Raw genomic sequence first — 22,302 nt, forward strand, 5'->3', positions numbered from 1 at the left:
CGGCGTCCCGCGCCGGCCGTCCCGATAGGGTGGACGATCGAGAAAGGACGGTGCATCAGTGGGCTCCGCACAGATCGACGACACCGAGTGGCTGACCGCATCCCAGCAGCGGGCCTGGCGGAAGCTGGTGGCGCTGATCACCCGCCTGCCGGCCGCGCTGGACACGCAGCTGCAGCGCGACTCCGCGCTCACCCACTTCGACTACTCGGTCCTCGCCGAGCTGTCCGAGGCACCCGAGCGGCGGCTGCGGCTGTCCGAGCTGGCACAGCTGTCGAACGCGTCGCTGTCCCGGCTGTCGCACGTGGTGACCAAGCTGGAGAACGCCGGATGGGTGTGCCGCCGGAGCGTGCCCGGCACGCGCGGCTCGTACGCGGTGCTCACCGACGCCGGCATGACCAAGCTCGTCGAGGCGGCACCCGGTCACGTCGCGACCGTCCAGGCCCTGGTGTTCCAGGGCCTCGACGACGATCAGGTCGCCGCGCTGACCGACCTCGGTACCGCGCTGCTCACCCAGCTCGACAAGGGCATCGCCGCCGGTACCGGGAAGGCCTGACTGGGCAGGGTGCACCCCCGCTGTGGCCGCGGCCGCTCACCCGTCGAACCCTCACCCATTGAAACCCTGGGCCCGCAGATCGCGGGCCAGATGGTCGCGCTGCTCGATCACCAGGCGCCGCAACGCCGCCGGGGCGTCGGCGTGCGCGTCGAGCCACCGGTCGCACGGCCCGAGCGTGTTTCCGGCGGGGAACAGACCGACCACGATCCGGCGCGCGATCTCGATGCTGCGCTCGGACCACACCGCCCGGAGCGCGACGAAGTAGTCGTCGTCGTACGGGGCGATCAGATCCCGGTGCGCCCCGGCCCGGAACCCCGCGATGGTGGCGTCGAGATGCTCGTTCGACAGCGCCGTGTCGGAGAAGACCGCACTCCAGGCCTGCGCCTTGACCGCGGCGAGCGGTCGCGCGGCCAGGGCGCGCAGGTGCGCGGTCCGTCCGGAACCGGTGTCGTCGCGGGCGAGTTCGCCGTCGAGATCGGCCGGCTCCGCGTGCCCGGTCGCCGCCAGCGCGGTCCACATCTGCCAGCGCAGATCCGGGTCCAGCGGCAGCCCCACGGGTGCCGGACCGGTGCCGTCGAGGATCGCGCGCAGGTCGGCGGCGTGGGCGTCGTCGACAGTGGCGGCCGCGGCGACCGCGCGGGCCCAGGCGAGCTGCTCACCCGATCCCGGGGTGGCGGCGAACACGGCCGTCCATGCCGCCTCGAGCCAGACGCGACGCTGCCGGGACCGGCTCGCGGCGGGCAGAAAGTGCTCGATCGCGTAGGGTGCGTTCGCCAGCAGTGCGGCCAGCAGGGCCGGATTCGGTTCGGCCACCGCGAATCCGCGGACCATGGACAGGTACCGCGCCGCGGTCAGCTCGCTGTCGCGGGTGGCGTTCCACAACGCCGACCAGATCAACCCCCGGGCCAGCGGGTCGACGACACGATCGAGCGAATGCTCCACCGTCTCCAGCGACCGCGGGTCGAGCCGCACCTTGGCGTAGGTCAGGTCGGCGTCGTTGAGCAGGATCAGCGGCGCGGCCGCCGACTCGATCGGTGTGCGCTCGGCCTCCAGGTCGACCTCGACCCGCTGCCGGCAGACCAGGTCGCCGGCCTCGTCGAAGTCGTAGTGGCCCACAGCCAGCCGGTGGGGCCGCGCCGGCGTCTGGACGATCGCGGACCGTCCCTCCCCCGCGTCCTCGAGCATCAGGGTCGACACGCCGGTGGTCTGCAACCAGGCGCGCGCCCACCCCGAGAGGTCTCGTCCCGAGGTCGCCGACAACTCGGTGAGCAGATCGGCGAGGGTGGTGTTCCCGAAGGCGTGCCGGCGGAAGTAGCGCCGTGCACCCTCGAAGAAGGCGTCCCGCCCCACGTACGCGACGAGTTGTTTGAGGACTCCCGCGCCCTTCGCGTACGTGATGCCGTCGAAGTTCAGTTTGGCGGCCTCGAGGTCGACGATGTCGGCGACGATCGGGTGGGTCGTGGGCAACTGGTCCTGCAGATAGGCCCAGGCCTTGCGCCGGTTGGCGAAGGCGACCCAGGCGTCGGTCCACTCGGTGGCCTCGGCACTGACCAGCGAGCCCATGTAGTCGGCGAACGACTCCTTGAGCCACAGGTCGTCCCACCACTTCATGGTGACGAGGTCCCCGAACCACATGTGGGCCATCTCGTGCAGGATCGTGTTCGCGCGGGCCTGGTACTGCGCGGCGGTGGCGGCTCCGCGGAACACGTACGCCTCGGTGAAGGTGACGCACCCGGGGTTCTCCATGGCACCGAGGTTGTATTCGGGGACGAACACCTGGTCGTACTTGCCGAACGGGTAAGGGTAGCCGAAGTGGTCGGCGTAGAAGTCCATTCCCTGCCGGGTCACCTCGAAGATCGTGTCGGCGTCGAGGTACCGCGCCAGGGAGGCGCGGCACAGCACGGCGAGCGGCACGGCGAGTTCGTTCCGGCTCCAAGAAGATTCGGCGTGGTGGTACGGGCCCGCCACGATCGCGGTGATGTAGGTGGAGATCGGCAGCGTCGGTGCGAACACCACCTTCTGCGCGTCGCCGATCGACTCGCTTTCGGCGACATGCTGATTGGACAGCACCTGCCATTTCGCCGGGGCGGACACGACGAACGTGAACGGCGCCTTCAGATCCGGCTGCTCGAAGCACGCGAACACCCGTCGCGCGTCCGCGGGTTCGTACTGCGTGTACAGGTAGGTCTGCCCGTCGGCCGGATCGACGTACCGGTGCAGGCCCTCACCGGACCGGCTGTACTCCGCGGCGGCGACGACGGTGACGACGTTGTGCTCACGCAGGCCGCTCAGCGCGATGCGCGCGCCGTCGTAGCGGACGGGCACCGGCTCGCCGTTGAGCACGACCGACTCGACGCCGGCGCCGAGGAAGTCGAGCCACGTCGCGTCCGCGGCTGCCGTGAACTCGACCGTCGTCGTGGTCGCGAAACAGGTGCTCCCGGCATCCGGGGCGCCGCGCAGGTCGAGTTCCACCCGGTAGCTGCGGACCGTCACCGCCCGGGAACGCTCGGCGGTTTCGGCTCGGGTCAGATTCGCGGACGCCATACGCCGATCCTGCCAGGATCCGCTCGCCGAGATCGACGGCCGGCAGCGCCCGTCGCGGGGCGCCCTGTCCCGGGGGCGGTGCACCTCACCCGAGCGGGACACCCCCGACGCCCCACTGCTCCCGCGGCACCTCGGTGATGGTCACCCACACCGACGTCGCATCCTTGCCGGTTGCCTCGGCGTAGGCCTTGGTCACCGCCTCGATGGTGGCGCGCTTCTGTTCGACGGTGAGACCGGGGGTCTGGCTGATCTGGATGAGAGGCATGGGGAGATTGTGCCGCACCGCCGACGGAGCGGGCACCGGGAGGTGTAACGAAACAATCCGGTCGGTCGATTTGGTTCACGACCGCCGTTCACGACCTGCCTCGCCTCTCGGAAGGATGCAGCATGGGATCCTCGGAACTGTTCACGGAGTTCGTCGGTTGGGCCGCAGAAGGTTTCCTCACGGACGATCCGATCCGGTCCGCCATCGGCACCGTCGTGTACCTCGGCCTGGGTCTCTGGAGCCTGCTCACCGGCGCGCCGATCGTCATCTGACGCCCGCGACACCGCCGGTGTGTCCTTTGGGCGGCTGGAGCCGCCCAAAGGACGCACCGGCGCCGAAGGCGCCTACTCGCCGGCGAGCAGGACGTCGGCGTCGAAGCACGTGTGGGTGCCGGTGTGGCACGCGGCCCCGACCTGGTCGACGACGAGCAACACCGTGTCGCCGTCGCAGTCGAGCCGCACCTCGTGCACGTACTGGGTGTGGCCGGAGGTCTCGCCCTTGACCCAGTACTGGCCGCGCGAACGCGAGAAGTAGGTGGCGGTACGGGTCTCGAGGGTACGGGCGAGCGCCTCGTCGTCCATCCACGCCATCATCAGCACCTCGCCGGTGGCACGTTCCTGGGCGACGGCGGCGAACAGCCCCGCCTCGTTGCGCTTGAGCCGCGCCGCGATCGCCGGATCCAGCCTGCTCATCGCACCTCGATCCCCTCGGCGCGCATCGCCGCCTTGACCTGCGGGATGGTGAGTTCCCCGAAGTGGAACACGCTGGCCGCGAGGACCGCGTCGGCGCCGGCGTGCACGGCGGGGGCGAAGTGCTCGACAGCTCCCGCGCCGCCGCTGGCGATCACCGGCACGTGCACCGCGGCGCGCACCGCCTGGATCATCGGCAGGTCGAAGCCGGACTTGGTGCCGTCGGCGTCCATCGAGTTCAGCAGGATCTCCCCCACGCCGAGTTCCGCGCCGCGGCGTGCCCATTCGACGGCATCGATGCCGGTGCCGCGGCGACCGCCGTGCGTGGTGACCTCCCAGCCCGAGGGGGTGTCCTCCTCGCCGTCGGGCACGGTGCGGGCGTCGACGGACAGCACGATGCACTGCGACCCGAACCGCTCGGACATCTCGCGCAACACCTCCGGGCGGGCGATGGCGGCGGTGTTGATGCTGACCTTGTCCGCGCCGGCCCGCAGCAGCCGGTCCACGTCCTCGACGGTGCGGACGCCGCCGCCGACGGTGAGCGGGATGAACACCTGCTCGGCGGTGCGGCTGACCACGTCGAGCATGGTGCCGCGGTCGCCGCTCGACGCGGTGACGTCGAGGAAGGTCAACTCGTCCGCGCCCTGCAGGTCGTACGCCGCGGCGAGTTCGACGGGATCACCGGCGTCGCGCAGGTTCTCGAAGTTCACCCCCTTGACGACGCGGCCGGCGTCGACGTCCAGACACGGGATCACCCGGACTGCCAGGGTCATGGAATTCGGTCCTCCTCGGGGACGGGACCGGGAAGCGATCCCACGATGTCGAGTATCTCCTCGTGCACGCCGGGGGCGCCGGCGACCACAGAGCCGGAGCCGATGCGCCAGGGCTTGCCGGCGAAGTCGGTGGCGAGACCACCGGCCGCCCGCACCAGGGCCACGCCGGCGGCGTTGTCCCACGGGTGGTGCCCGAAGACGACGGCGGCGCCGAGCACCCCGGCCGCCGTGTACGCCAGGTCCACCCCGGTGGAACCGTGCATGCGCAGGCGCGACACCCGGCGGCTCAGCTCGGTGATGACCTCGAGCCGGCGCCGGCCCGGGATACGCCCGCGGCTGTCGATGTCGAAGCTGCCCACGCCGACCATCACGTCCGCCAGCGCCGCCGGCTGCAGCGGCGGCTGGGGACGACCGTTGCGCAGCAGCGGCCCGTCCGCGGCGGCCGCGAACCGGTCGCCGACGAACGGCAGCCAGGTCAGCCCGAGGATCGGGTCGCCGTCGCGGACGAGTGCGAGCAGGATTCCCGCGGTGGGCAGCCCGGCGGAGTAGTTGACGGTGCCGTCGATCGGGTCGAGCAGCCACACCGTGCCCGAATCGGCTTCGGGACCGCCGAACTCCTCACCGTGCACGGCAATGCCCGTGCGCCGCTCCAGCTCCGTGGAGATGCGCCGTTCGAGTTCGAGGTCGAGGTCGGTGGCGAAGTCGTTGGGCCCCTTGTTCACCGAGCGCGGCGCGCCGCGACCGGCGACGAAACGCTCCGACGCCGCATCGAGCACCTCACCGGCGACGGCGAGCAGGCTGGACAGATCGGCGGGCGCGGTCATCGGATCAGCGTGAGACTGCGTCGAGGGCCTCGGTGAGCGTGAACCGGCCCGCGTACAGCGCCTTGCCGACGATGGCGCCCTCGACACCCCGGTCGACGAGGCCGGCGATCGCCCGCAGATCGTCGAGGGCGGACACGCCGCCGGAGGCGACGACGGGAGCGTCGGTGGCTGCGCAGACCTGGGCGAGCAGATCGAGGTTGGGGCCGGTGAGCGTGCCGTCCTTGGTGACGTCGGTGACCACGTAGCGGCTGCAGCCGTCGCGGTCGAGCCGCGCGAGGACCTCCCACAGGTCGCCGCCGTCGGAGACCCAGCCGCGGCCGCGCAGGCGCCACTGCCCGTCGATGAGCTTGACGTCGAGCCCGACGGCGATGCGGTCGCCGTACTCGGCGATGGCGCGGGCGCACCAGTCGGGATCCTCGATGGCGGCGGTGCCGAGGTTGACGCGAGCGCACCCGGTGGCCAGCGCCGCCTCGAGGGACTCGTCGTCGCGGATCCCGCCGGAGAGCTCTACCTTCACGTCCAGTTCGCCGACGACCTCGGCGAGGAGTTCGCGGTTGGAGCCGCGTCCGAAGGCGGCGTCGAGATCGACGAGGTGCACCCATTCAGCGCCGGCGTTCTGCCACTCGAGGGCGGCGTCGCGGGGAGAGCCGTAGCTGGTCTCGCTGCCCGCCTCTCCCTGGACGAGGCGAACTGCTTCACCGTTGGCGACATCGACTGCAGGCAAAAGGACCAGGCTCACTGCGCCCATGCTAGTGGGTCGCGGCGGTCGCCGAGAACCGGCCCCGACGGTCACCCCGCACCGTCGCCGCGCGGCGTGTCGTCACCGTCGCCGCGCGGCGTGTCGCTGCCGTCGCGGCGCGGGGTGTCGTTGCCGTCGGGACCGAAGGCGCGGCGCGTCGTCCGGGTCGAGACGACGCCCATCGCGGCGATCGCGCCGGCCACGCCGGCGAGGGCGACGATCAACCCGACGACGGGCCCCGGTCGCAGCACCACGATGACGACGGTGGCGAGCAGGAGCACGCCCGTGGCGGCGCCCAGTGCCGTCAGCGCGAGCCGGCCGAGCGAGAACTCCGGCCGGGCCGGGTCGTCGCCGCCGGCCCCGCCGCGGTTCACAAACTGCCGACCCAATTGCGCAGCAGCTCGGCCCCCGCGTCGCCGGACTTCTCGGGATGGAACTGCGTCGCAGACAACGGGCCGTTCTCGACCGCGGCGAGGAACCGCCCGCCGTGCTCCGCCCAGGTCAGCGCGGGCGGAGCGAACAGCTCCGACGGCGGCAGCTCCCACTTCTGCGCGGCGTAGGAGTGCACGAAGTAGAACCGGGTGTCGCGGTCCATGCCGGCGAACAGCACGCTGTTGTCGGGGGCCTCGACGGTGTTCCAGCCCATGTGCGGCAGCACCGGCGCGTCGAGACGTTCGACGGTGCCGGGCCATTCGCCACATCCGTCGGTCTCGACACCGAATTCCACGCCCTTGTCGAAGAGGATCTGCATGCCGACGCAGATGCCGAGCACCGGGCGGCCGCCGGCGAGGCGCTGCCCGATGATCCGGTCCCCGCGCACCGCCTTCAGTCCCGCCATGCACGCCGCGAACGCGCCGACGCCGGGCACGACCAGGCCGTCGGCGGCGAGCGCGACCTGCGGGTCGGCGGTCACCTCCACCTGCACGCCGGTGCGCGCCACCGCGCGCGTCGCCGAATGCAGATTGCCGGAGCCGTAGTCGAGGACGGCGACCTTGGTTGCGCTCATGGGCTCGATTCTATGGGGCCGCGGCGGGCCGCTCCGACGGCCCGGCGATCCGGGCGAGCAGCGGCAGGATCGGCACGAGCAGCGCGGCGGTCGCGAACGCGGCGGGATAGCCTGCGACGGTGGCGATCCCGCCGAGCAGCAGCGATCCGGCCCCGGTGCCCGCGTCGAAGCCGATGTTCCAGGCGGCGCTCGCGGCGCCGACATGGGCGGGCCCGGCGCGACGGAACGCAAGCATCAGGGCGTCGTTCTGCACGACGCCGAAGCCGAGGCCGAATGCCACCGCCGCACCGAGCAGGACCGCCGCGCCGCCGCGATCGTCCGCGGCGAGCGCGAACGGCACCATCGCCACGGCGGCCAGGCCGAGCCCGGCCGGCAGGAGCCGGCCCGCGCCGATCCGGTCCGCGACCGCACCGGCGCCGTAGCGGCCGACGAGGGTGGACGCGCTGATCAGCGCCAACGCGAGCGCCACCTGGCCCGAGGCCGCGGGCACGGCGATCGACAGCAGCGAGGTGAGGCCGCCGTAGGCGACGGCACCCGCGGCGATCGCCACCGCCGGCAGGGCCAGAGCCCGCAGCGGCGTGCGGCTTCCGGCCGCGCCGGTCTGCCGGGTGACCACCTGCGGCAGGCGCGCGATCGCGACGAGCGCGAGCGTGGGCACCGCCGCGCCGAGCACGAACACGGGTGCGGTGGAGGCCCGCTCGGCGACCGCCAGTCCGAGCGGCAGTCCGACCATCTGCGCCGCGGCGATCGCGATGCCCTGTGCGCCGGTGGCGCGGCCGAGCAGCCGGGCGGGCGCGAGTTCGGCCACGAGGGCGGCGCTGGCCACGGTGATCATGCCGAAGCCGATCCCCCGCACCGCGGAGGTCGGCAGCACCACGGCCGGGTGCAGCGACAGCAGGAGCAGCAGCGACGGCAGGCCCAGCAGCAGGCATCCGGCGGCGAGCACGGGCCGGTAGCCGCGGGCCCGCACCAGGCGCGGCACCGCCGGTTGGGTGAGCACCGTCGCGCCCATGAACACCGCCGTCACCGCGCCGGCGAGGGTGCCGCTGCCGCCGGCGTCGGCGACGGCCCGGGGCACTACGGGCAGCAGCAGGGAGAACCCGGCGAACGCGCCCGCCGCCATCGCCCAGGCGGCGGGCAGCCCCGGCACCGCGAACAGGCCCGGCCGATCCGACGACGTCAGAGCAGCCTCAGCACACCGGCGATCGCGGCGAGCAGGGTCAGCGCCAGCAGCACCCCGGCGAAGAGGGTGTTGCCGCCCCGCCACGTCGACCAGGTGCCACCCGCGGCGAGGCCGGCGAGCATGAACAGGCCGTACGTCAGGACGACGTCCACTACAGGGTGCCCTTGGTCGACGGCACGCCGCTGACCCGGGGATCCGGTTCGACGGCCTGGCGCAGCGCCCGCGCGACGGCCTTGAACTCGGCCTCGGTGATGTGGTGCTGGTCGCGGCCGTAGAGCACGCGTACGTGCAGGGCGATGCGGGCGTGGAAGGCGAGGGATTCGAACACGTGCTTGTTGATCACGGTCGAGTACGGCACGCCGGGGTAGCCGCCGATCACCGAGTGCACCATGTAGTCCGGTTCGCCGGTGTGCACGCAGTAGGGCCGGCCGGAGACGTCCACCGCCGCGTGCGCGAGGGTCTCGTCCATCGGAATGAACGCGTCGCCGAAGCGGCGGATGCCCCGCTTGTCCCCGAGCGCCTGATTCAGCGCCTGACCGAGGACGATCGCGGTGTCCTCGACGGTGTGGTGCGCCTCGATCTCGATGTCGCCCTGGGCGCGCACGGTCAGGTCGAAGCTGGCGTGCTGACCGAGCGCGGTGAGCATGTGGTCGTAGAACGGGACACCGGTGGTGATGTCGGTGCGGCCGGTGCCGTCGAGGTTCAGCTCGACGACGATGGACGACTCCTTGGTGGCACGCTCGATCCGCGCGGTGCGCGGGGTGGGGGTGGTCTGCTCGCTCATCGCCCGTCCTCGATCTCGGTGGCGGCGAGCTTCTCGCTCACCCGTAGCAGTTCGTCGTTCTCGTGGGCCAGGCCCACGGTGGTGCGCAGGAACCCGGGGATACCGACGTCCCGGATCAGCACACCCTCGTCGAGGTAGCGCTGCCAGGTCGCGGCGGCATCGGCGAAGCGCCCGAACAGGATGAAGTTCGCGTCCGAGGGCACCACGTGGTAGCCGAATCGGGTCAGCTCGGTCGCGATGCGGTCGCGTTCGGCGCACAGCCGCGCGACCGAGCCGAGGGTCTCGTCGGCGTGCCGCAGCGCGGCCCGGGCGGCAGCCTGGGTGATCACCGACAGGTGGTAGGGCAGCCGCACGAGCAGCAGTGCCTCGACGAACGCGGGCGCGGCGGCGAGGTAGCCGAGCCGGCCCCCGGCGAACGCGAACGCCTTGCTCATAGTGCGCGAGACGATCACCTTGGCCGGGAACTCGTCGATCAGCGCGAGCGCGCTGGGGGCGGCGGAGAACTCGGCGTAGGCCTCGTCGACGATCACGATGCCGGGCGCGGCCGCGCAGATCGCGCGCAGCTCGTCGAGCGGGATGCTGTGCCCGGTGGGGTTGTTCGGGCTGGTGACGAACACCACGTCGGGTTGCTGCCGGCGGATCGCGGCCACCGACGAGTCGAGGTCGAGGGTGAAGTCCTCGCCCCGGTAGGTCGGCAGCCACTCGGTCTGGGTGCCGTCGGCGATGATCGGGTGCATCGAGTAGGACGGCACGAATCCCATAGCGGATCGGCCCGGCCCGCCGAAGGCCTGCAGGATCTGCTGCAGGATCTCGTTGGACCCGTTGGCGGCCCAGACGTTCTCGACGCTCACGCCCACCCCGGTCTGCCGGGTCAGGTAGGCGGCGAGGTCGGTGCGCAGCGCGACGGCGTCACGGTCGGGGTAGCGATGCAGCTGCGCGGCGGCCTCGCGCACCGACTCGGCGACGTCGTCGATCAGGGCGCGGGTCGGCGGGTGCGGGTTCTCGTTGGTGTTGAGCTGCACCGGCACCGTCAGCTGCGGCGCACCGTAGGCGGACTTGCCGCGCAGGTTCTCCCGCAGCGGCAGGTCGTCGACGGTGATGCCGGATCCCGGGGCGCTCACTGCAGATCCTCGAAGCGCAGCCGCACGGCCTCTCCGTGCGCGGGCAGGTCCTCGGCGGTGGCGAGGGTGATCACGTGCCCTGCGACGTCCTCGAGCGCCTCGCGGCTGTACTCGACGACGTGAATGCCGCGCAGGAACGTCTGCACGCTCAGTCCGGACTGGTGCCGGGCGCAGCCGGCGGTGGGCAGTACGTGGTTCGAGCCGGCGCAGTAGTCACCGAGGCTGACCGGCGCCCAGGGGCCGACGAAGATCGCGCCCGCGGCCCGCACCCGCGCGGCGACCGCGGAGGCGTTCTCGGTCTGGATCTCGAGGTGCTCGGCGGCGTAGGCGTCGACGACCTTCAGGCCCTGGTCGAGGTCGTCGACGAGGACGATCCCGGACTGGCTGCCCGACAGCGCGGTCCGTACGCGTTCGCGGTGCTTGGTGAGCTCGAGCTGGGCGGCGACGGCGGCGTCGACGGCGTCGGCGAGCTCGGCGCTGGTGGTGACGAGGACCGACGCGGCCATGACGTCGTGCTCGGCCTGGCTGATCATGTCGGCCGCGACGTGGACCGGATCGGCGGTGTGGTCGGCCAGGATCGCGATCTCGGTGGGGCCGGCCTCGGCGTCGATGCCGACGACGGCGCGGCACAGGCGCTTGGCGGCGGTGACGTAGATGTTGCCCGGGCCGGTGATCATGTCCACGGGCGCGAGTTCGGCGTCGTCGACGGCGGTGCCGTCCGGTGTCACGACGGCGGTGCCGTCCGGTGTCACGACGGCGGTGCCGTCCGGTGTCACGACGGCGGTGCCGTCCGGTGTCACGACGGCGGTGCCGTCCGGTGTCACGACGGCGGTGCCGTCCGGTGTCACGACGGCGGTGCCGTCCGGTGTCATATCGGTGCCGCCGTAGCTGAGCAGCGCCACGGCCTGGGCACCGCCGACGGCCCACACCTCGTCGACGCCGAGCAGGGCGGCAGCGGCGAGGATGGTCGGGTGCGGCAGGCCTCCGAAGTCCGCCTGTGGCGGGGACGCGACGACGAGCGACTCGACGCCGGCGGCCTGGGCGGGCACCACGTTCATCACGACCGACGACGGGTAGACGGCGTTGCCGCCGGGCACGTACAGCCCCACCCGCTCGACCGGCACCCAGCGTTCGGTGACGGTGCCGCCGGGCACGACCTCGGTGACGGTGTCGGTGCGGCGCTGGTCCTGGTGCACCGTGCGGGTGCGTTCGATCGCGACGACCAGCGCCGAGCGCACGGCGGGATCGAGTTCCTCGAGGGCCCGGTCGAGTTCGGCCTTCGGCACCCGCACGCGGTCGGGGCGCACCCCGTCGAACTTCTCGCTGTAGTCGAGGGCGGCGGCGGCGCCTCGGTCGCGCACGTCCTCGACCACGGGCCGCACCTGATGCAGCACCGCGTCCACATCCACTCCGCCGCGGGGCAGCGCGCCCCTCAGCTCCGCAGTGGTGGGGGTTCGACCACGCAGGTCGGTGCGGGCAAGCATGAGGTGTCCTCTCTCGCGAACGGGGGTCCGTTCCATTATCCGTGATGGCGGCGATCGCCCTCGACGGCAGTCCCCGAACGCGCCGTCCGTGCGCCTCGGGGCGGCCGGCGGCCGGACCTATGCTGACCACATGGAGGACGATGTGTCGCACCCCCCAACGTTGGGGGAGCTGATCCGCCGGCAACGTGAGCTCGCCGAGTTGCCCATGCGGCAGCTCGCCGCGATGGTGGGGATCTCGAACCCGTATCTGTCGCAGATCGAACGGAACCTGCGGGCGCCGAGCGAACGCGTGCTGCAGGCCATCGCCGAGCAGCTGCATCTGTCGGCGGATGCGTTGACGGCCGAGGCGGGGCGGCCGGATCCGGGAGAGTCCGCGGTGGTGCACGCGATCCGGGAGGATCCGGATCTGACGAACGCGCAGCGGCGGTCGCTGGTGGAGATGTACGAGGCGTTCCGGGAGGTGACCGTGGGTAAGCGGCGCCGGGGTGCGCGCTCCGACGACGATGCGGAGTGAGTAAGGTCACATCGGACGGCATAATGTGAGCCATCCTCAGGTTTCGGCTGGTGGGGCGCCGCGTCCCCGCCCGCCCGCCCCACGTGCAGCTCGCATGTACTTCGCGGTAAGATGCGCGACCCGGCACGCGGTGTCACCCTCGGGGCACACCCCTCTTCCCCATCTGGAGATGTCCCTTGCTCGACCACGTGCACAAGAAGTTGAAGTCGACCCTGGACCCGATCGGCTGGGGTCCCGCGGTGAAGTCGGTGGCCGGACGCGCCGTCCGCAACCCCCAGGCCGTCACCGCCGCCACGACGGAATACGCGGGCCGGCTGGTGAAGATCCCCGCGGCGGCCACCCGCGTGTTCAACGCCGACGATCCCAAGCCGCCGATGCCGCTCGACCCGCGGGACCGCCGATTCTCCGACACCGCCTGGCGGGAGAACCCCGCGTACTTCTCGCTCCTGCAGAGTTATCTCGCCACGCGGGCCTACGTCGAGGAACTCACCGACGCCGGCGCCGGCGATCCGCTGCAGGACGGCAAGGCCCGCCAGTTCGCGAACCTGATGCTCGACGTGCTGGCCCCGTCGAACTTCCTGTGGAATCCGGGCGTGCTCACCCGTGCATTCGAGACGGGCGGGGCAAGCCTGCTGCGCGGCGCCCGATATGCCGTGCACGACGTGCTCAACCGCGGCGGCCTGCCGCTGAAGGTGGACTCGGACGCGTTCACCGTCGGCGAGAACCTCGCGGCCACCCCGGGCAAGGTGGTCTATCGCAACGACCTGATCGAGCTGATCCAGTACACGCCGCAGACCGAGCAGGTGCATGGGGTGCCGATCCTCGCCGCGCCGCCGTGGATCAACAAGTACTACATCCTCGATCTCGCACCCGGTCGCAGCCTCGCCGAGTGGGCGGTCCAGCACGGCCGCACCGTGTTCATGCTCTCGTACCGGAACCCGGACGAGTCGATGCGGCACATCACCATGGACGACTACTACGTCAACGGCATTGCCGCCGCGCTGGACGTGGTCGAGGAGATCACCGGGTCGCCGAAGATCGAGGTGCTGTCCATCTGCCTCGGCGGCGCGATGGCCGCGATGGCCGCCGCGCGCGCATTCGCCGTCGGCGACAAGCGCGTGACCGCCTTCACCATGCTCAACACCCTGCTCGACTACAGCCAGGTCGGGGAACTCGGGTTGCTGACCGATCCGTCCACGCTGGACCTCGTCGAGTTCCGGATGCGGCAGCAGGGCTTCCTGTCCGGCAAGGAGATGGCCGGCAGCTTCGACATGATCCGCGCGAAGGACCTCGTCTTCAACTACTGGGTCTCGCGGTGGATGAAGGGCGAGAAGCCTGCGGCCTTCGACATCCTCGCGTGGAACGAGGACAGCACGAGCATGCCCGCGGAGATGCACTCGCACTACCTCCGGTCGCTGTACGGCCGCAACGAGCTGGCCGAGGGCCTCTACGTGCTCGACGGACAGCCCCTGAACCTGCACGACATCACGTGCGACACCTACGTCGTCGGCGCGATCAACGACCACATCGTGCCCTGGACATCGTCGTACCAGGCGGTGAACCTGCTGGGCGGCGACGTGCGCTACGTGCTCACCAACGGCGGGCACGTCGCCGGCGCGGTGAACCCGCCCGGCAAGAAGGTGTGGTTCAAGGCCGTCGGGGCGCCGGACGCCGAGACCGGCTCGCCGCTGCCCGCGGATCCGCAGGTCTGGGACGACGCGGCCACCCGCTACGAGCACTCGTGGTGGGAGGACTGGACGGCCTGGTCGAACAAGCGCGCCGGGGAGCTGGTGCCGCCGCCGGCAATGGGCAGCGCCGCCCACCCGCCGCTCGAGGACGCTCCGGGCACGTACGTCTTCAGCTGAGGACTTGCGCGTTAGCATTCATCTTGCTAACTTGCTAACAGCGTCCTCCGAGGCGCTCTCACACACCCGAACGGAAGGTACGCCATGACCACCGCCAAGACCCCCGTCGACGCCGCTGTCGCCAAGACCACCGCCGACACCGCCAAGGCCAACGAGGCTGCTGCCAAGGCCACCGCGGACGCCACCGCCGCCGCTCAGAAGATCGCCGAGTCGGCCACCACCGCCGCGAACCAGGCCACCGCCGAGTTCACCAAGGCTCTCGACGAGAGCGCCGCCCGCCTGAGCGAGTTCAACGACAAGGTCGTCGACGCTGCCAAGCAGAGCGGCAACCTCACCGTCGACACCTACGAGCGCGCCGTGACCAGCCTGCTCGACCTGCAGGAGAAGATCGCCTCCGCCACCCCGATCGCCTGGGTCGAGGACCTCACCAAGGCGCAGGTCTCCTTCGCCCGTGAGCTCACCACCACGGTGACCACCACCGCACGCGATCTCCTCAAGTGATCGATTGTGCGTCTCTTCCGACGCGATCGCGTCGGAAGAGGGGCACCACGCACCGGGCGCCGGTTCAATGAACCCCATGAACGCCCTGCAGACCGTCGCGATCGCCGCCGCCCCGTTCCGTCTCGGGGCGGCGGCGATCGCCGGCTGGAGCACCTACCTGGCCACCCTGAGCCGACGCGGCGCGCACCCGCTCGACGTCGCCGGCGACATCGCCGACTGGTGGCGCGTGCTCACCGACCGCGAACCCCCGCGCTGGGCCCACCCGTGGCCCGTCGCGCACTCCTGGCCGCTCGCCCGGCTGCGTGACTGCAGCGACCCCGACGCTCCCGCCCCCGAGGCCGTCCCCACCCTGCTGCTGCCGCCGCAGTCCGGATCGCACTCGTGCATCGTCGACCTCTCCTCCGACCGCAGCCAGGTCTCCGCCCTGCGCAGCGGCGGGTTGTCGCGGCTGTACTGCCTGGACTGGGCGCCCGCCGGCCCGGTCACCGACGGCGCCTCTCTCGACGACCATCTCGCCGTCCTCGCCGAGGCCGTCGAACTGCTCGGCGGACGGGTCAACCTGGTCGGCGGCAGCCAGGGTGGCTGGCTCGCGGCGATGCACGCCGCACTGCATCCGCGGACCGTGCACAGCCTCACCGTCGCGGGGGCCCCGATCGACTTCCACGCCGACCGTCCCGGTGCCGGCGCCCTCGAACACGTGCCACGCTCGGTGTCCGCGTCCGTGCTGAACCTGTGGTACGACGCCTCTCGGCTGTTCGGGGTGCTGCCCACCGACCCGGTGAGCGAGGTCCAGCGCAGCCTCGAACTGCTGGGCCTGCTGAACGACCCCGACACCCTCGGACAGGCGATCGACGAACGACGGTGGTTCCTCTGGCGCCAGGAGATCCCCGCCGCATTCCGCACGTGGATCCTCGAGCACCTGTTTGTCGGCAACGACCTCGTCGCCGGGGCCGTCACCACCGCGGCCGGTCCGGTGGACCTGGCCGCGATCGAGTGCCCCGTGCACATCGTCCTCGGCCGGCACGACCTCGTGGTGCCACCGGGACAGGTCCTCGCCCTCGCCGACCACGTCAGCACCCCCGCCGGCGACATCACGGTGCACGACGTCGACGCCGGCCACCTCGGCTTGTTCGTCGGCCGGCGCGCCCTCACCGAGCTGTGGCCTCGGCTCGCGGCCGGGATCGCCGCGCACTCCCGATGAGGACCGCCGTCGCGGCGGTACGGAGGGCCGCCGTCGCGGTGGTGCTGACGGCCGTCCTCGCGGCCGCCGCCGCGGCGGGGTCCTCCCCGCCCGCCCACGCCGCGGGAAACGAGTTCCTGTGGGGCGTGTCGAGTTCCGGCTTCCAATCCGAAGGCTCCCCGCCGGACAGCAACTGGACCAGGTACGCCGCGTCGGGCCGCACCCACGAACTCGTCGGCACCTCGGTGGATTTCCGTCACCGCTACCGGGAGGACATCGCCGCGGCCGCGGACCTCGGGGTGGACGTGTTCCGGTTCTCGGTCGAGTGGTCCCGCATCCAGCCCACCCCGCACGGCTGGGACGAGGCCGAACTGCGCTACTACGACGACGTCGTCGCGACGGTGCGCGGACACGGCATGATCCCGATGATCACCCTCGACCACTGGGTGTACCCCGGGTGGATCGCCGACCGCGGCGGTTGGCGCGATCCCGCCACGGTCGGGGCATGGCTCGCCAACGCCGAGCAGGTCGTCGCCCGGTACGCCGGGCTGGGCGCGATGTGGGTGACGATCAACGAACCGACGATCTACGTCCAGAAGGAACTCGCCTTCGGCGGGATCGACGCTGCCGACGTCCCCCGCATGTTCGACGCCCTGGTCGCCGCGCACCGCTCGATCTACGCCCGGATCCACGAACTGGACCCGGGCGCGCGCGTGACGTCCAACGCCGCGTACATCCCCGGGGTGCAGACCGGACTCGACGCCCTGTTCGTCGACCGGGTCCGCGACACCCTCGACTTCCTCGGGCTCGACTACTACTACGGAGCCACCCTCGCCAACCCGAGCGCGATCCACGCGCTCACCGACGACTTCGCCTCGATCGTCCCGCATCCCGACGGGATGTACGAGGCGCTGATGCACTACACCCGCCGTTTCCCGGGGCTGCCGCTGTACGTCGTGGAGAACGGAATGCCCACCGCCGACGGGGCGCCCCGCGCCGACGGCTGGACCCGGGCGCGACACCTGCGCGAGCACGTCGACCGGATGCGCCGCGCCGCGGCCGACGGCGCCCCCGTCTTCGGGTACAACTACTGGTCGATCACCGACAACTACGAATGGGGAAGCTACACACCACGTTTCGGCCTGTATACCGTCGACGTGCGCACGGATCCGAACCTGACGCGCCGTCCCACCGACGGGGTCGACGCCTACCGGGCCGTCACCGGTGAGCCGTGGCCGGTGCCGGTGCCGGGCTGACCGGCCCGGCCCGGTCGTAGAATCGCCCGATGACCTGGCAGACGTGGGTGGCCCTGCTCGGCGCCGCCTGGGTGATCAGCCTCTCCCCCGGCGCCGGCGCGATCGCGTCCATGTCCTCGGGCCTCGCCCACGGACTGCGGCGCGGCTGGTGGAACATCGTCGGGCTGCAGTTCGGCCTGCTGCTGCAGATCGTGGTGGTCGCCGCCGGCGTCGGCGCGGTCCTCGCCGGGTCCGCGGCGGCATTCACCGTGATCAAGTGGTTCGGCGTGGCCTACCTCGTGTACCTGGGGGTGCGCCAGTGGCGCACTCGCCCCACCGAGGTCGACCCCGGCGCGGCGCCGGGACTCGGCTCGGCGCCGGCGCTGGTGGCGCGCGGGTTCCTGGTCAACGCGAGCAACCCCAAGGCGGTGGTGTTCATGCTTGCCGTGCTGCCGCAGTTCCTCGATCCCGCAGCCCCGCTGCTGCGGCAGTACCTGATCATCGCGGCGACGATGGTGACCGTCGACATGATCGTCATGACCGGCTACACGGGCCTGGCGGCGCGGGTGCTGACGCTGATGCGCTCGCCGCGCCAGCAGCGCATCACGGGCCGGGTGTTCTCCGGGCTGTTCTTCACGGCCGCCGCGTTCCTGGCCACCGTGCGCCGCGCGGCCACCGCGGCATAACGGCCGGTCAGTGCGGCCGCGGCGCCACCCCGAGCCGCTCGCACGCGGCGTGATACAGGGCGACCACCGCGGCGCGGATCCCCGCCCGGTCGGAGACGGGCTCGAGCCACGGCACCCGCACCGTCGTCTCGATGCCGCCGACCTCGACGACCCACTCGCCGAACTCGGTGTGCACGCCGGTCATGCGGGCGGCGCCCGCCGTGGGTTCCGCGAACGCGCGGACCACGAGCAGGTTGTCGTCGGCGTGGTCGTCGTTCATGTGCCGGGTCACGGCCGCGACGACGGCGGCGTCGAAGGAAGTCACGCCGGCGAGCCTAGCCTCACCGATCGCCGTCGGCGCCCGCCACCCCGACGGTGCGTTCGAGCGCGGCGAGCTCGTCGTCGAGGTGCGCGATCAGGCGATCGAGCTGCGGGACGCTGCGGCTGCACGAGGTGAGCCCGAACGCGATCCGGTCGTCGGTGCTGGTGCAGGTGATGTTCAGGGCCTGCCCGTCGACCGGCACCGACAGCGGGTACAGGGCGTCGACGCGGGCGCCGTTCCAGTACAGCGGCTCGACCGGGCCCGGCACGTTGGAGACGATCACGTTGAACGGCGGCCGCACCACGGCCCGGTTGCCGGTGAGCACCCCGACCGCGAGCGGAGCCATGCCGAGAGCGCTCGTGGCCAGCAGCGCGGTCTGGGACCGGCCCCGCATGGACTCCTTGCCGTCGACCATCGCGTCCCGGATGGCGGCCAGGCGGGCCGCCGAATCGTCGACGTGGGTGGCGAGCGGGCACATCAGCACGCCCACGTCGTTGCCGCCCTCGGTGGTCTTCCCGCGACGCAGCGACACCGGCACCATCGCGACGAGCGGATCGTCGGGCAGGGCCTCGTGGTCGAGCAGGTAGGCGCGCAGCGCTCCCGCGGACATCGCGAGGACGACATCGTTGACGGTGGCGCCGGCGGCCTCGGCGACGCGCCGCAGCCGCGTCAGCGACCAGTCGTGCGCGGCGAAGCGGCGGCCACCGGCGATGGACACGTTGAGCATCGTGCGCGGCGCCGTGAGCGACACCGCGCCGCCGCGGCCCCGCAGGGCCCGGTCCACGGTCCCCACCAGCGCGGGCACCATCCCGGCGGCCTCGTCGACGACGCCGCGCACGGCCCGCACGGTCATGCTCGGCAGGTCGAGCGCGGTCCCGACCGCGGAGTGCGGCGGGTCGGCGGACGGGAAGCGCGCCCAGGGCGCCGGCATGTCGGTGCGGTCCGCGTCGGTGCTCAGGGCCCGGTGCAGCAGCCGCATCGCGCCGACACCGTCGGCGAGGGCGTGGTGGATCTTCGTGTAGATCGCGTACCGCCCGTCGGCGAGGCCCTCGATCAGGTGCATCTCCCACAGCGGCCGGCTGCGGTCGAGGAGGGTGCTGTGCAGCCGCGACACCAGGGCGCGCAGTTCGGCGATGCCCCCGGGGCGTGGCAGGGCGTCGCGACGGACGTGGTGTTCGAGGTCGAAGTGCGGGTCGTCCTCCCACGCCCACATCCCCAGGGTGGCGAGGGAACGGACCGCGCGCCGGCGCCACAGGGGCGCGACGTCGTCACCGGCGAGGGCCGCGTCGAACAGCGCGCGCAGGGAACGGGCGTCGCCGCCCGGCGGCGGCTGCAGCAGGATCAGTCCCCCGACGTGCATGGGATGCTCGCGCGACTCGCCGAGCAGGAACATCGAGTCGATCGGGGACATCGGCAAACGCATGCGAGGTCTCTCCGTTCCCCGGTGACGGGGAACTGGTTAGTGGCGGACCCCCTGTGACCCGCCGGACGCGCGCCGCCGCCGTGAGGTGCCTCACGGCGGCGGATACGTAGCCAGTTGTACGCGATCGATGCGGCCGGTGCCAAGCGCGGCCCCGGCGTGGCGTCACATGTCGAGACCGAGGTCGAGGACGGTCACCGAGTGGGTCAACGCGCCGACGGCGAGGTAGTCGACCCCGGTGCGGGCGTAGTCCGCGGCCACGTCGAGGGTCAGGCCCCCGGAGGACTCGAGGCGGGTCTGCGGCGCGTGCGTGTTGCGCCGTTGGACCGCGATCTGCGTCTGCCACAGCGGGAAATTGTCGAGCAGGATCAGCTCGACGTTCTCGGCGAGCACCTCGTCGAACTGCTCGAGGCTGTCGACCTCCACCTCGCACTCGAGGTCGGGGGCCTGGGCCCGCACGGCCCGCAGCGCCGCGACCACCGAACCGGCGGCGACGACGTGGTTGTCCTTGATCAGCGCGGCGTCGCCGAGACCCATCCGGTGGTTGACACCGCCGCCGACCCGCACCGCGTACTTCTGCAGCGCCCGCAGGCCCGGCAGCGTCTTGCGGCTGTCGCGGATCTTCGCGTCGGTGCCGGCGACGGCGTCGACCCACTGCGCGGTGGCGGTGGCGATCCCGGACAGGTGGCACATCAGGTTCAGCATGGTGCGCTCGGCGGTGAGCAGGCCCCGGGTGGGGGCCTGCACCGTGAGCACCGCCTCCCCCGCCGCGGCACGATGCCCGTCGACGGCCCGGTCGAGCACCTCATAGTCGCCGGCACCGAGGACCTCGTCGAGTACCAGCAGACCGATGTCGATCCCGGCGACGGTGCCGGGGCTGCGCGGCACCACCGACGCCGTGGCCACGGCGTCGGCCGGCACCGTGGCGGCGGTGGTCACATCCGGGCCGTAGCGCAGGTCCTCGTCGAGGGCGACGCGCACCAGCGCGAGCGTCTCGTCCCGATCGAGTCCGGCGGGCAGCTCGGTGCTGGCCATTCAGTGTGCTCCTGTGAGTTGTGGTGTGCGCAGCGTGATCTCGCCGTCGGCGTCGAGACGCGTCTCGAGGCTGCGACGCTGCGCGGGGTCGGATTCGGGATGGTCGTCGCGGGTGTGGCACCCGCGGCTCTCGGTGCGGGCGCCGGCCGCGAGGGTCAGGGCCCGGGCCGCGACGGTGAGCGCGGCGTCCTCGAGCCCCGCCGCGTCGGTGCACCGGCCGGTCGGGGCGGCGGTGAGGCCCGCCCCGGCGACGGCGAGCCCGGCGGCGTCGCGGACGACGGAGGCGTGCCGGGTCATCAGCTGCTGCAACGCCGCCCGGTCCGCGCGGGGCCGGACGGGCAGGTCGGCGTCGGCGGTCTCGACGCGCAGCCCCCCGCGCTCCTCGGCCGCGGCCAGACCGGCGCGCTCGCCGACGACGAGGCCCTCGAGCAGGCTGTTGGAGGCGAGCCGGTTGCCGCCGTGCAGGCCGGTGCGGGCGACCTCGCCCGCCGCGTACAGCCCGGGTACACCGGTGCGGCCGCACACGTCGGTGACGACCCCGCCGCACGAGTAGTGCGCGGCCGGAGCGACGGGAATCAGGTCGCGGGCCGGGTCCAGGCCCACCTGCGCCAGGGAGGCGGTGACGGTCGGGAAGCGCCGCGCGAACCCGTCCAGGTGCCGGGCGTCGAGCAGGACGTGGTCGTCGCCGAGCTCGGCGAGCCGGGTGGCGATGGCACGGGAGACGACGTCGCGCGGCGCGAGGTCGCCGAGGGGGTGCACCCCGGCGGTGACCGGGCGGCCGGCACTGTCCACGAGGCGGGCACCCTCGCCGCGCACGGCCTCGCTGACGAGCGGGCGGCGGCCGACGGATCCGGCCGCGAACAGCACGGTCGGGTGGAACTGGACGAACTCGAGGTCGGCGACGGCGGCACCGGCGTGCAGGGCCAGCGCGATACCGTCGGCGGTGGCGCCGGGCGGGTTGGTGCTGCACGCGTACAGCTGCCCGAGGCCGCCGGTGGCCAGCAGCACGGCCGGGGTGTGGACGACACCGAGGCCCCGGTCGTCGAGGACGAGCAGGCCGGTGACGCCGCGCGTGTCGGTGAGGACGCGGGCGGCGGCGGCACCGAAGAGCACCGGCAGTCCGGCCGCGCCCAGGGCACGCTGGATCTCGGCACCGGTGGCGTCGCCGCCGGCGTGGATGATGCGGCGGGTGCTGTGGCCGCCCTCGCGGGTGCGGGCGATGCCGCCGTCACGGCCGCGGTCGAACACGGCTCCCAGGTCGGTGAGGGCCGCGACGGCGTCCTGCCCGCCGGAGACGATGGACCGCACGGCCGTCTCGTCGCACAGGCCGGCGCCGGCGGCGCAGGTGTCGGCGACGTGGGAGTCGACGGAATCCGCCGGCCCCGGGGCGACGACGGCGATGCCGCCCTGCGCGTACTGGGTGGCGGTGTCGGTGGGGCCGCCCTTGCTGACGGTCAGCACCCGCAGTCCGCGCCGGGACGCGGCGCGGGCTGCGGTGAGGCCGGCCACGCCGCCCCCGACCACCACGAGGTCGGCGCGGGCTTCCCAGCGGATCGTGTCCCGCCGCTCCGCTCGACCCGCGCCGACGCCGGAGGACATC

The 22,302-nt window shown here is 72.4% G+C and carries 25 protein-coding genes; 8 read left to right on the forward strand and 17 right to left on the reverse strand.

Going from position 1 to position 22,302, the window contains the following annotated elements; all coding sequences use genetic code 11:
* The first annotated feature begins 58 nt into the window (after positions 1 to 58).
* A complete protein-coding gene (locus HFP48_RS15405; protein ID WP_006936971.1) occupies positions 59 to 553 on the forward strand; it encodes a MarR family transcriptional regulator in 495 nt (164 codons plus the stop codon).
* A gap of 51 nt (positions 554 to 604) precedes the next feature.
* Here the strand turns inward: HFP48_RS15405 and pepN are convergent, their stop codons facing one another.
* Together pepN and HFP48_RS15415 are read right to left on the reverse strand one after the other, a co-directional pair.
* A complete protein-coding gene (pepN, locus tag HFP48_RS15410; RefSeq protein ID WP_029544069.1) occupies positions 605 to 3,097 on the reverse strand; it encodes an aminopeptidase N in 2,493 nt (830 codons plus the stop codon).
* Between the two features lie 85 nt (positions 3,098 to 3,182).
* On the reverse strand, positions 3,183 to 3,362 hold the full coding sequence (locus HFP48_RS15415) for a 2-hydroxymuconate tautomerase family protein (RefSeq protein WP_029544072.1): 180 nt from the start codon (positions 3,360 to 3,362) through the stop codon (positions 3,183 to 3,185).
* 122 nt (positions 3,363 to 3,484) lie between these two features.
* Between HFP48_RS15415 and HFP48_RS15420 the strand changes: the two genes are divergently transcribed.
* Positions 3,485 to 3,634: a hypothetical protein gene (locus HFP48_RS15420; RefSeq protein WP_006936980.1), complete on the forward strand. Its 150-nt coding sequence runs from the start codon at positions 3,485 to 3,487 to the stop codon at positions 3,632 to 3,634.
* A gap of 72 nt (positions 3,635 to 3,706) precedes the next feature.
* Here the strand turns inward: HFP48_RS15420 and hisI are convergent, their stop codons facing one another.
* Genes hisI through hisD form a run of 11 tightly spaced genes read right to left on the reverse strand, consistent with a single transcriptional unit; the run spans position 3,707 to position 11,965 of the window.
* Positions 3,707 to 4,054 carry a phosphoribosyl-AMP cyclohydrolase gene (gene hisI / locus HFP48_RS15425; RefSeq protein ID WP_006936996.1) on the reverse strand — a complete coding sequence of 116 codons (348 nt, stop codon included), beginning with the start codon at positions 4,052 to 4,054 and terminating at the stop codon, positions 3,707 to 3,709.
* Positions 4,051 to 4,824 (reverse strand): imidazole glycerol phosphate synthase subunit HisF, encoded by a 774-nt coding sequence (gene hisF / locus HFP48_RS15430; RefSeq protein ID WP_006936998.1) that lies wholly within the window; start codon positions 4,822 to 4,824, stop codon positions 4,051 to 4,053. The genes hisI and hisF overlap by 4 nt, the downstream gene beginning before the upstream one ends.
* Complete coding sequence (locus HFP48_RS15435) at positions 4,821 to 5,648, reverse strand: inositol monophosphatase family protein (protein ID WP_006937000.1); 828 nt, start codon at positions 5,646 to 5,648, stop codon at positions 4,821 to 4,823. The genes hisF and HFP48_RS15435 overlap by 4 nt, the downstream gene beginning before the upstream one ends.
* Before the next feature lie 4 nt (positions 5,649 to 5,652).
* The gene (gene priA, locus HFP48_RS15440; RefSeq protein ID WP_029544076.1) at positions 5,653 to 6,387 is read right to left on the reverse strand and encodes a bifunctional 1-(5-phosphoribosyl)-5-((5-phosphoribosylamino)methylideneamino)imidazole-4-carboxamide isomerase/phosphoribosylanthranilate isomerase PriA; all 735 of its coding nucleotides are present in this window, start codon (positions 6,385 to 6,387) and stop codon (positions 5,653 to 5,655) included.
* A 50-nt stretch (positions 6,388 to 6,437) separates the two neighbouring features.
* Entirely contained in the window at positions 6,438 to 6,761 is a 324-nt protein-coding gene (locus tag HFP48_RS15445; RefSeq protein WP_168580588.1) for a hypothetical protein, read from the reverse strand.
* Complete coding sequence (hisH, locus tag HFP48_RS15450; RefSeq protein WP_029544081.1) at positions 6,758 to 7,393, reverse strand: imidazole glycerol phosphate synthase subunit HisH; 636 nt, start codon at positions 7,391 to 7,393, stop codon at positions 6,758 to 6,760. The genes HFP48_RS15445 and hisH overlap by 4 nt, the downstream gene beginning before the upstream one ends.
* 10 nt (positions 7,394 to 7,403) lie before the next feature.
* Complete coding sequence (locus tag HFP48_RS15455; protein WP_029544083.1) at positions 7,404 to 8,543, reverse strand: MFS transporter; 1,140 nt, start codon at positions 8,541 to 8,543, stop codon at positions 7,404 to 7,406.
* 29 nt (positions 8,544 to 8,572) lie between these two features.
* Entirely contained in the window at positions 8,573 to 8,728 is a 156-nt protein-coding gene (locus HFP48_RS15460) for a hypothetical protein (protein ID WP_006937015.1), read from the reverse strand.
* On the reverse strand, positions 8,728 to 9,360 hold the full coding sequence (gene hisB, locus HFP48_RS15465; protein ID WP_029544085.1) for an imidazoleglycerol-phosphate dehydratase HisB: 633 nt from the start codon (positions 9,358 to 9,360) through the stop codon (positions 8,728 to 8,730). The genes HFP48_RS15460 and hisB overlap by 1 nt, the downstream gene beginning before the upstream one ends.
* On the reverse strand, positions 9,357 to 10,481 hold the full coding sequence (locus HFP48_RS15470) for a histidinol-phosphate transaminase (protein WP_006937022.1): 1,125 nt from the start codon (positions 10,479 to 10,481) through the stop codon (positions 9,357 to 9,359). Before HFP48_RS15470 ends, hisB begins: the two co-directional genes overlap by 4 nt.
* Complete coding sequence (hisD, locus tag HFP48_RS15475; RefSeq protein WP_168579731.1) at positions 10,478 to 11,965, reverse strand: histidinol dehydrogenase; 1,488 nt, start codon at positions 11,963 to 11,965, stop codon at positions 10,478 to 10,480. The genes HFP48_RS15470 and hisD overlap by 4 nt, the downstream gene beginning before the upstream one ends.
* A gap of 130 nt (positions 11,966 to 12,095) precedes the next feature.
* Here hisD and HFP48_RS15480 point away from each other — a divergent pair, with 130 nt between their 5' ends.
* The 6 genes from HFP48_RS15480 to HFP48_RS15505 all read left to right on the forward strand — a co-directional run bounded on the left by HFP48_RS15480 (position 12,096) and on the right by HFP48_RS15505 (position 17,946).
* Entirely contained in the window at positions 12,096 to 12,479 is a 384-nt protein-coding gene (locus tag HFP48_RS15480; protein WP_029544089.1) for a helix-turn-helix transcriptional regulator, read from the forward strand.
* A gap of 176 nt (positions 12,480 to 12,655) precedes the next feature.
* Positions 12,656 to 14,344 carry an alpha/beta fold hydrolase gene (locus HFP48_RS15485; protein ID WP_168579732.1) on the forward strand — a complete coding sequence of 563 codons (1,689 nt, stop codon included), beginning with the start codon at positions 12,656 to 12,658 and terminating at the stop codon, positions 14,342 to 14,344.
* Between the two features lie 84 nt (positions 14,345 to 14,428).
* Positions 14,429 to 14,845 (forward strand): hypothetical protein, encoded by a 417-nt coding sequence (locus tag HFP48_RS15490; RefSeq protein ID WP_006941283.1) that lies wholly within the window; start codon positions 14,429 to 14,431, stop codon positions 14,843 to 14,845.
* A 76-nt stretch (positions 14,846 to 14,921) separates the two neighbouring features.
* The gene (locus HFP48_RS15495; RefSeq protein WP_050036371.1) at positions 14,922 to 16,046 is read left to right on the forward strand and encodes an alpha/beta fold hydrolase; all 1,125 of its coding nucleotides are present in this window, start codon (positions 14,922 to 14,924) and stop codon (positions 16,044 to 16,046) included.
* Entirely contained in the window at positions 16,043 to 17,281 is a 1,239-nt protein-coding gene (locus HFP48_RS15500; protein ID WP_168579733.1) for a family 1 glycosylhydrolase, read from the forward strand. Before HFP48_RS15495 ends, HFP48_RS15500 begins: the two co-directional genes overlap by 4 nt.
* A gap of 29 nt (positions 17,282 to 17,310) precedes the next feature.
* Complete coding sequence (locus tag HFP48_RS15505; protein WP_006941286.1) at positions 17,311 to 17,946, forward strand: LysE family transporter; 636 nt, start codon at positions 17,311 to 17,313, stop codon at positions 17,944 to 17,946.
* A 7-nt stretch (positions 17,947 to 17,953) separates the two neighbouring features.
* Here the strand turns inward: HFP48_RS15505 and HFP48_RS15510 are convergent, their stop codons facing one another.
* The 4 genes from HFP48_RS15510 to HFP48_RS15525 form a co-directional block, all read right to left on the reverse strand.
* Complete coding sequence (locus tag HFP48_RS15510; protein ID WP_168579734.1) at positions 17,954 to 18,250, reverse strand: DUF2470 domain-containing protein; 297 nt, start codon at positions 18,248 to 18,250, stop codon at positions 17,954 to 17,956.
* Between the two features lie 16 nt (positions 18,251 to 18,266).
* A complete protein-coding gene (locus tag HFP48_RS15515; protein ID WP_072635393.1) occupies positions 18,267 to 19,670 on the reverse strand; it encodes a wax ester/triacylglycerol synthase family O-acyltransferase in 1,404 nt (467 codons plus the stop codon).
* Positions 19,671 to 19,832: 162 nt separating this feature from the next.
* Entirely contained in the window at positions 19,833 to 20,702 is an 870-nt protein-coding gene (gene nadC, locus HFP48_RS15520) for a carboxylating nicotinate-nucleotide diphosphorylase (protein ID WP_006941300.1), read from the reverse strand.
* On the reverse strand, positions 20,703 to 22,301 hold the full coding sequence (locus HFP48_RS15525; protein WP_168579735.1) for an L-aspartate oxidase: 1,599 nt from the start codon (positions 22,299 to 22,301) through the stop codon (positions 20,703 to 20,705).
* Between the last annotated feature and the right edge of the window lies 1 nt (position 22,302).

The sequence above is a fragment of the Rhodococcus sp. DMU1 genome (genome assembly GCF_012272955.1).
GTDB lineage: Bacteria > Actinomycetota > Actinomycetes > Mycobacteriales > Mycobacteriaceae > Rhodococcus > Rhodococcus aetherivorans.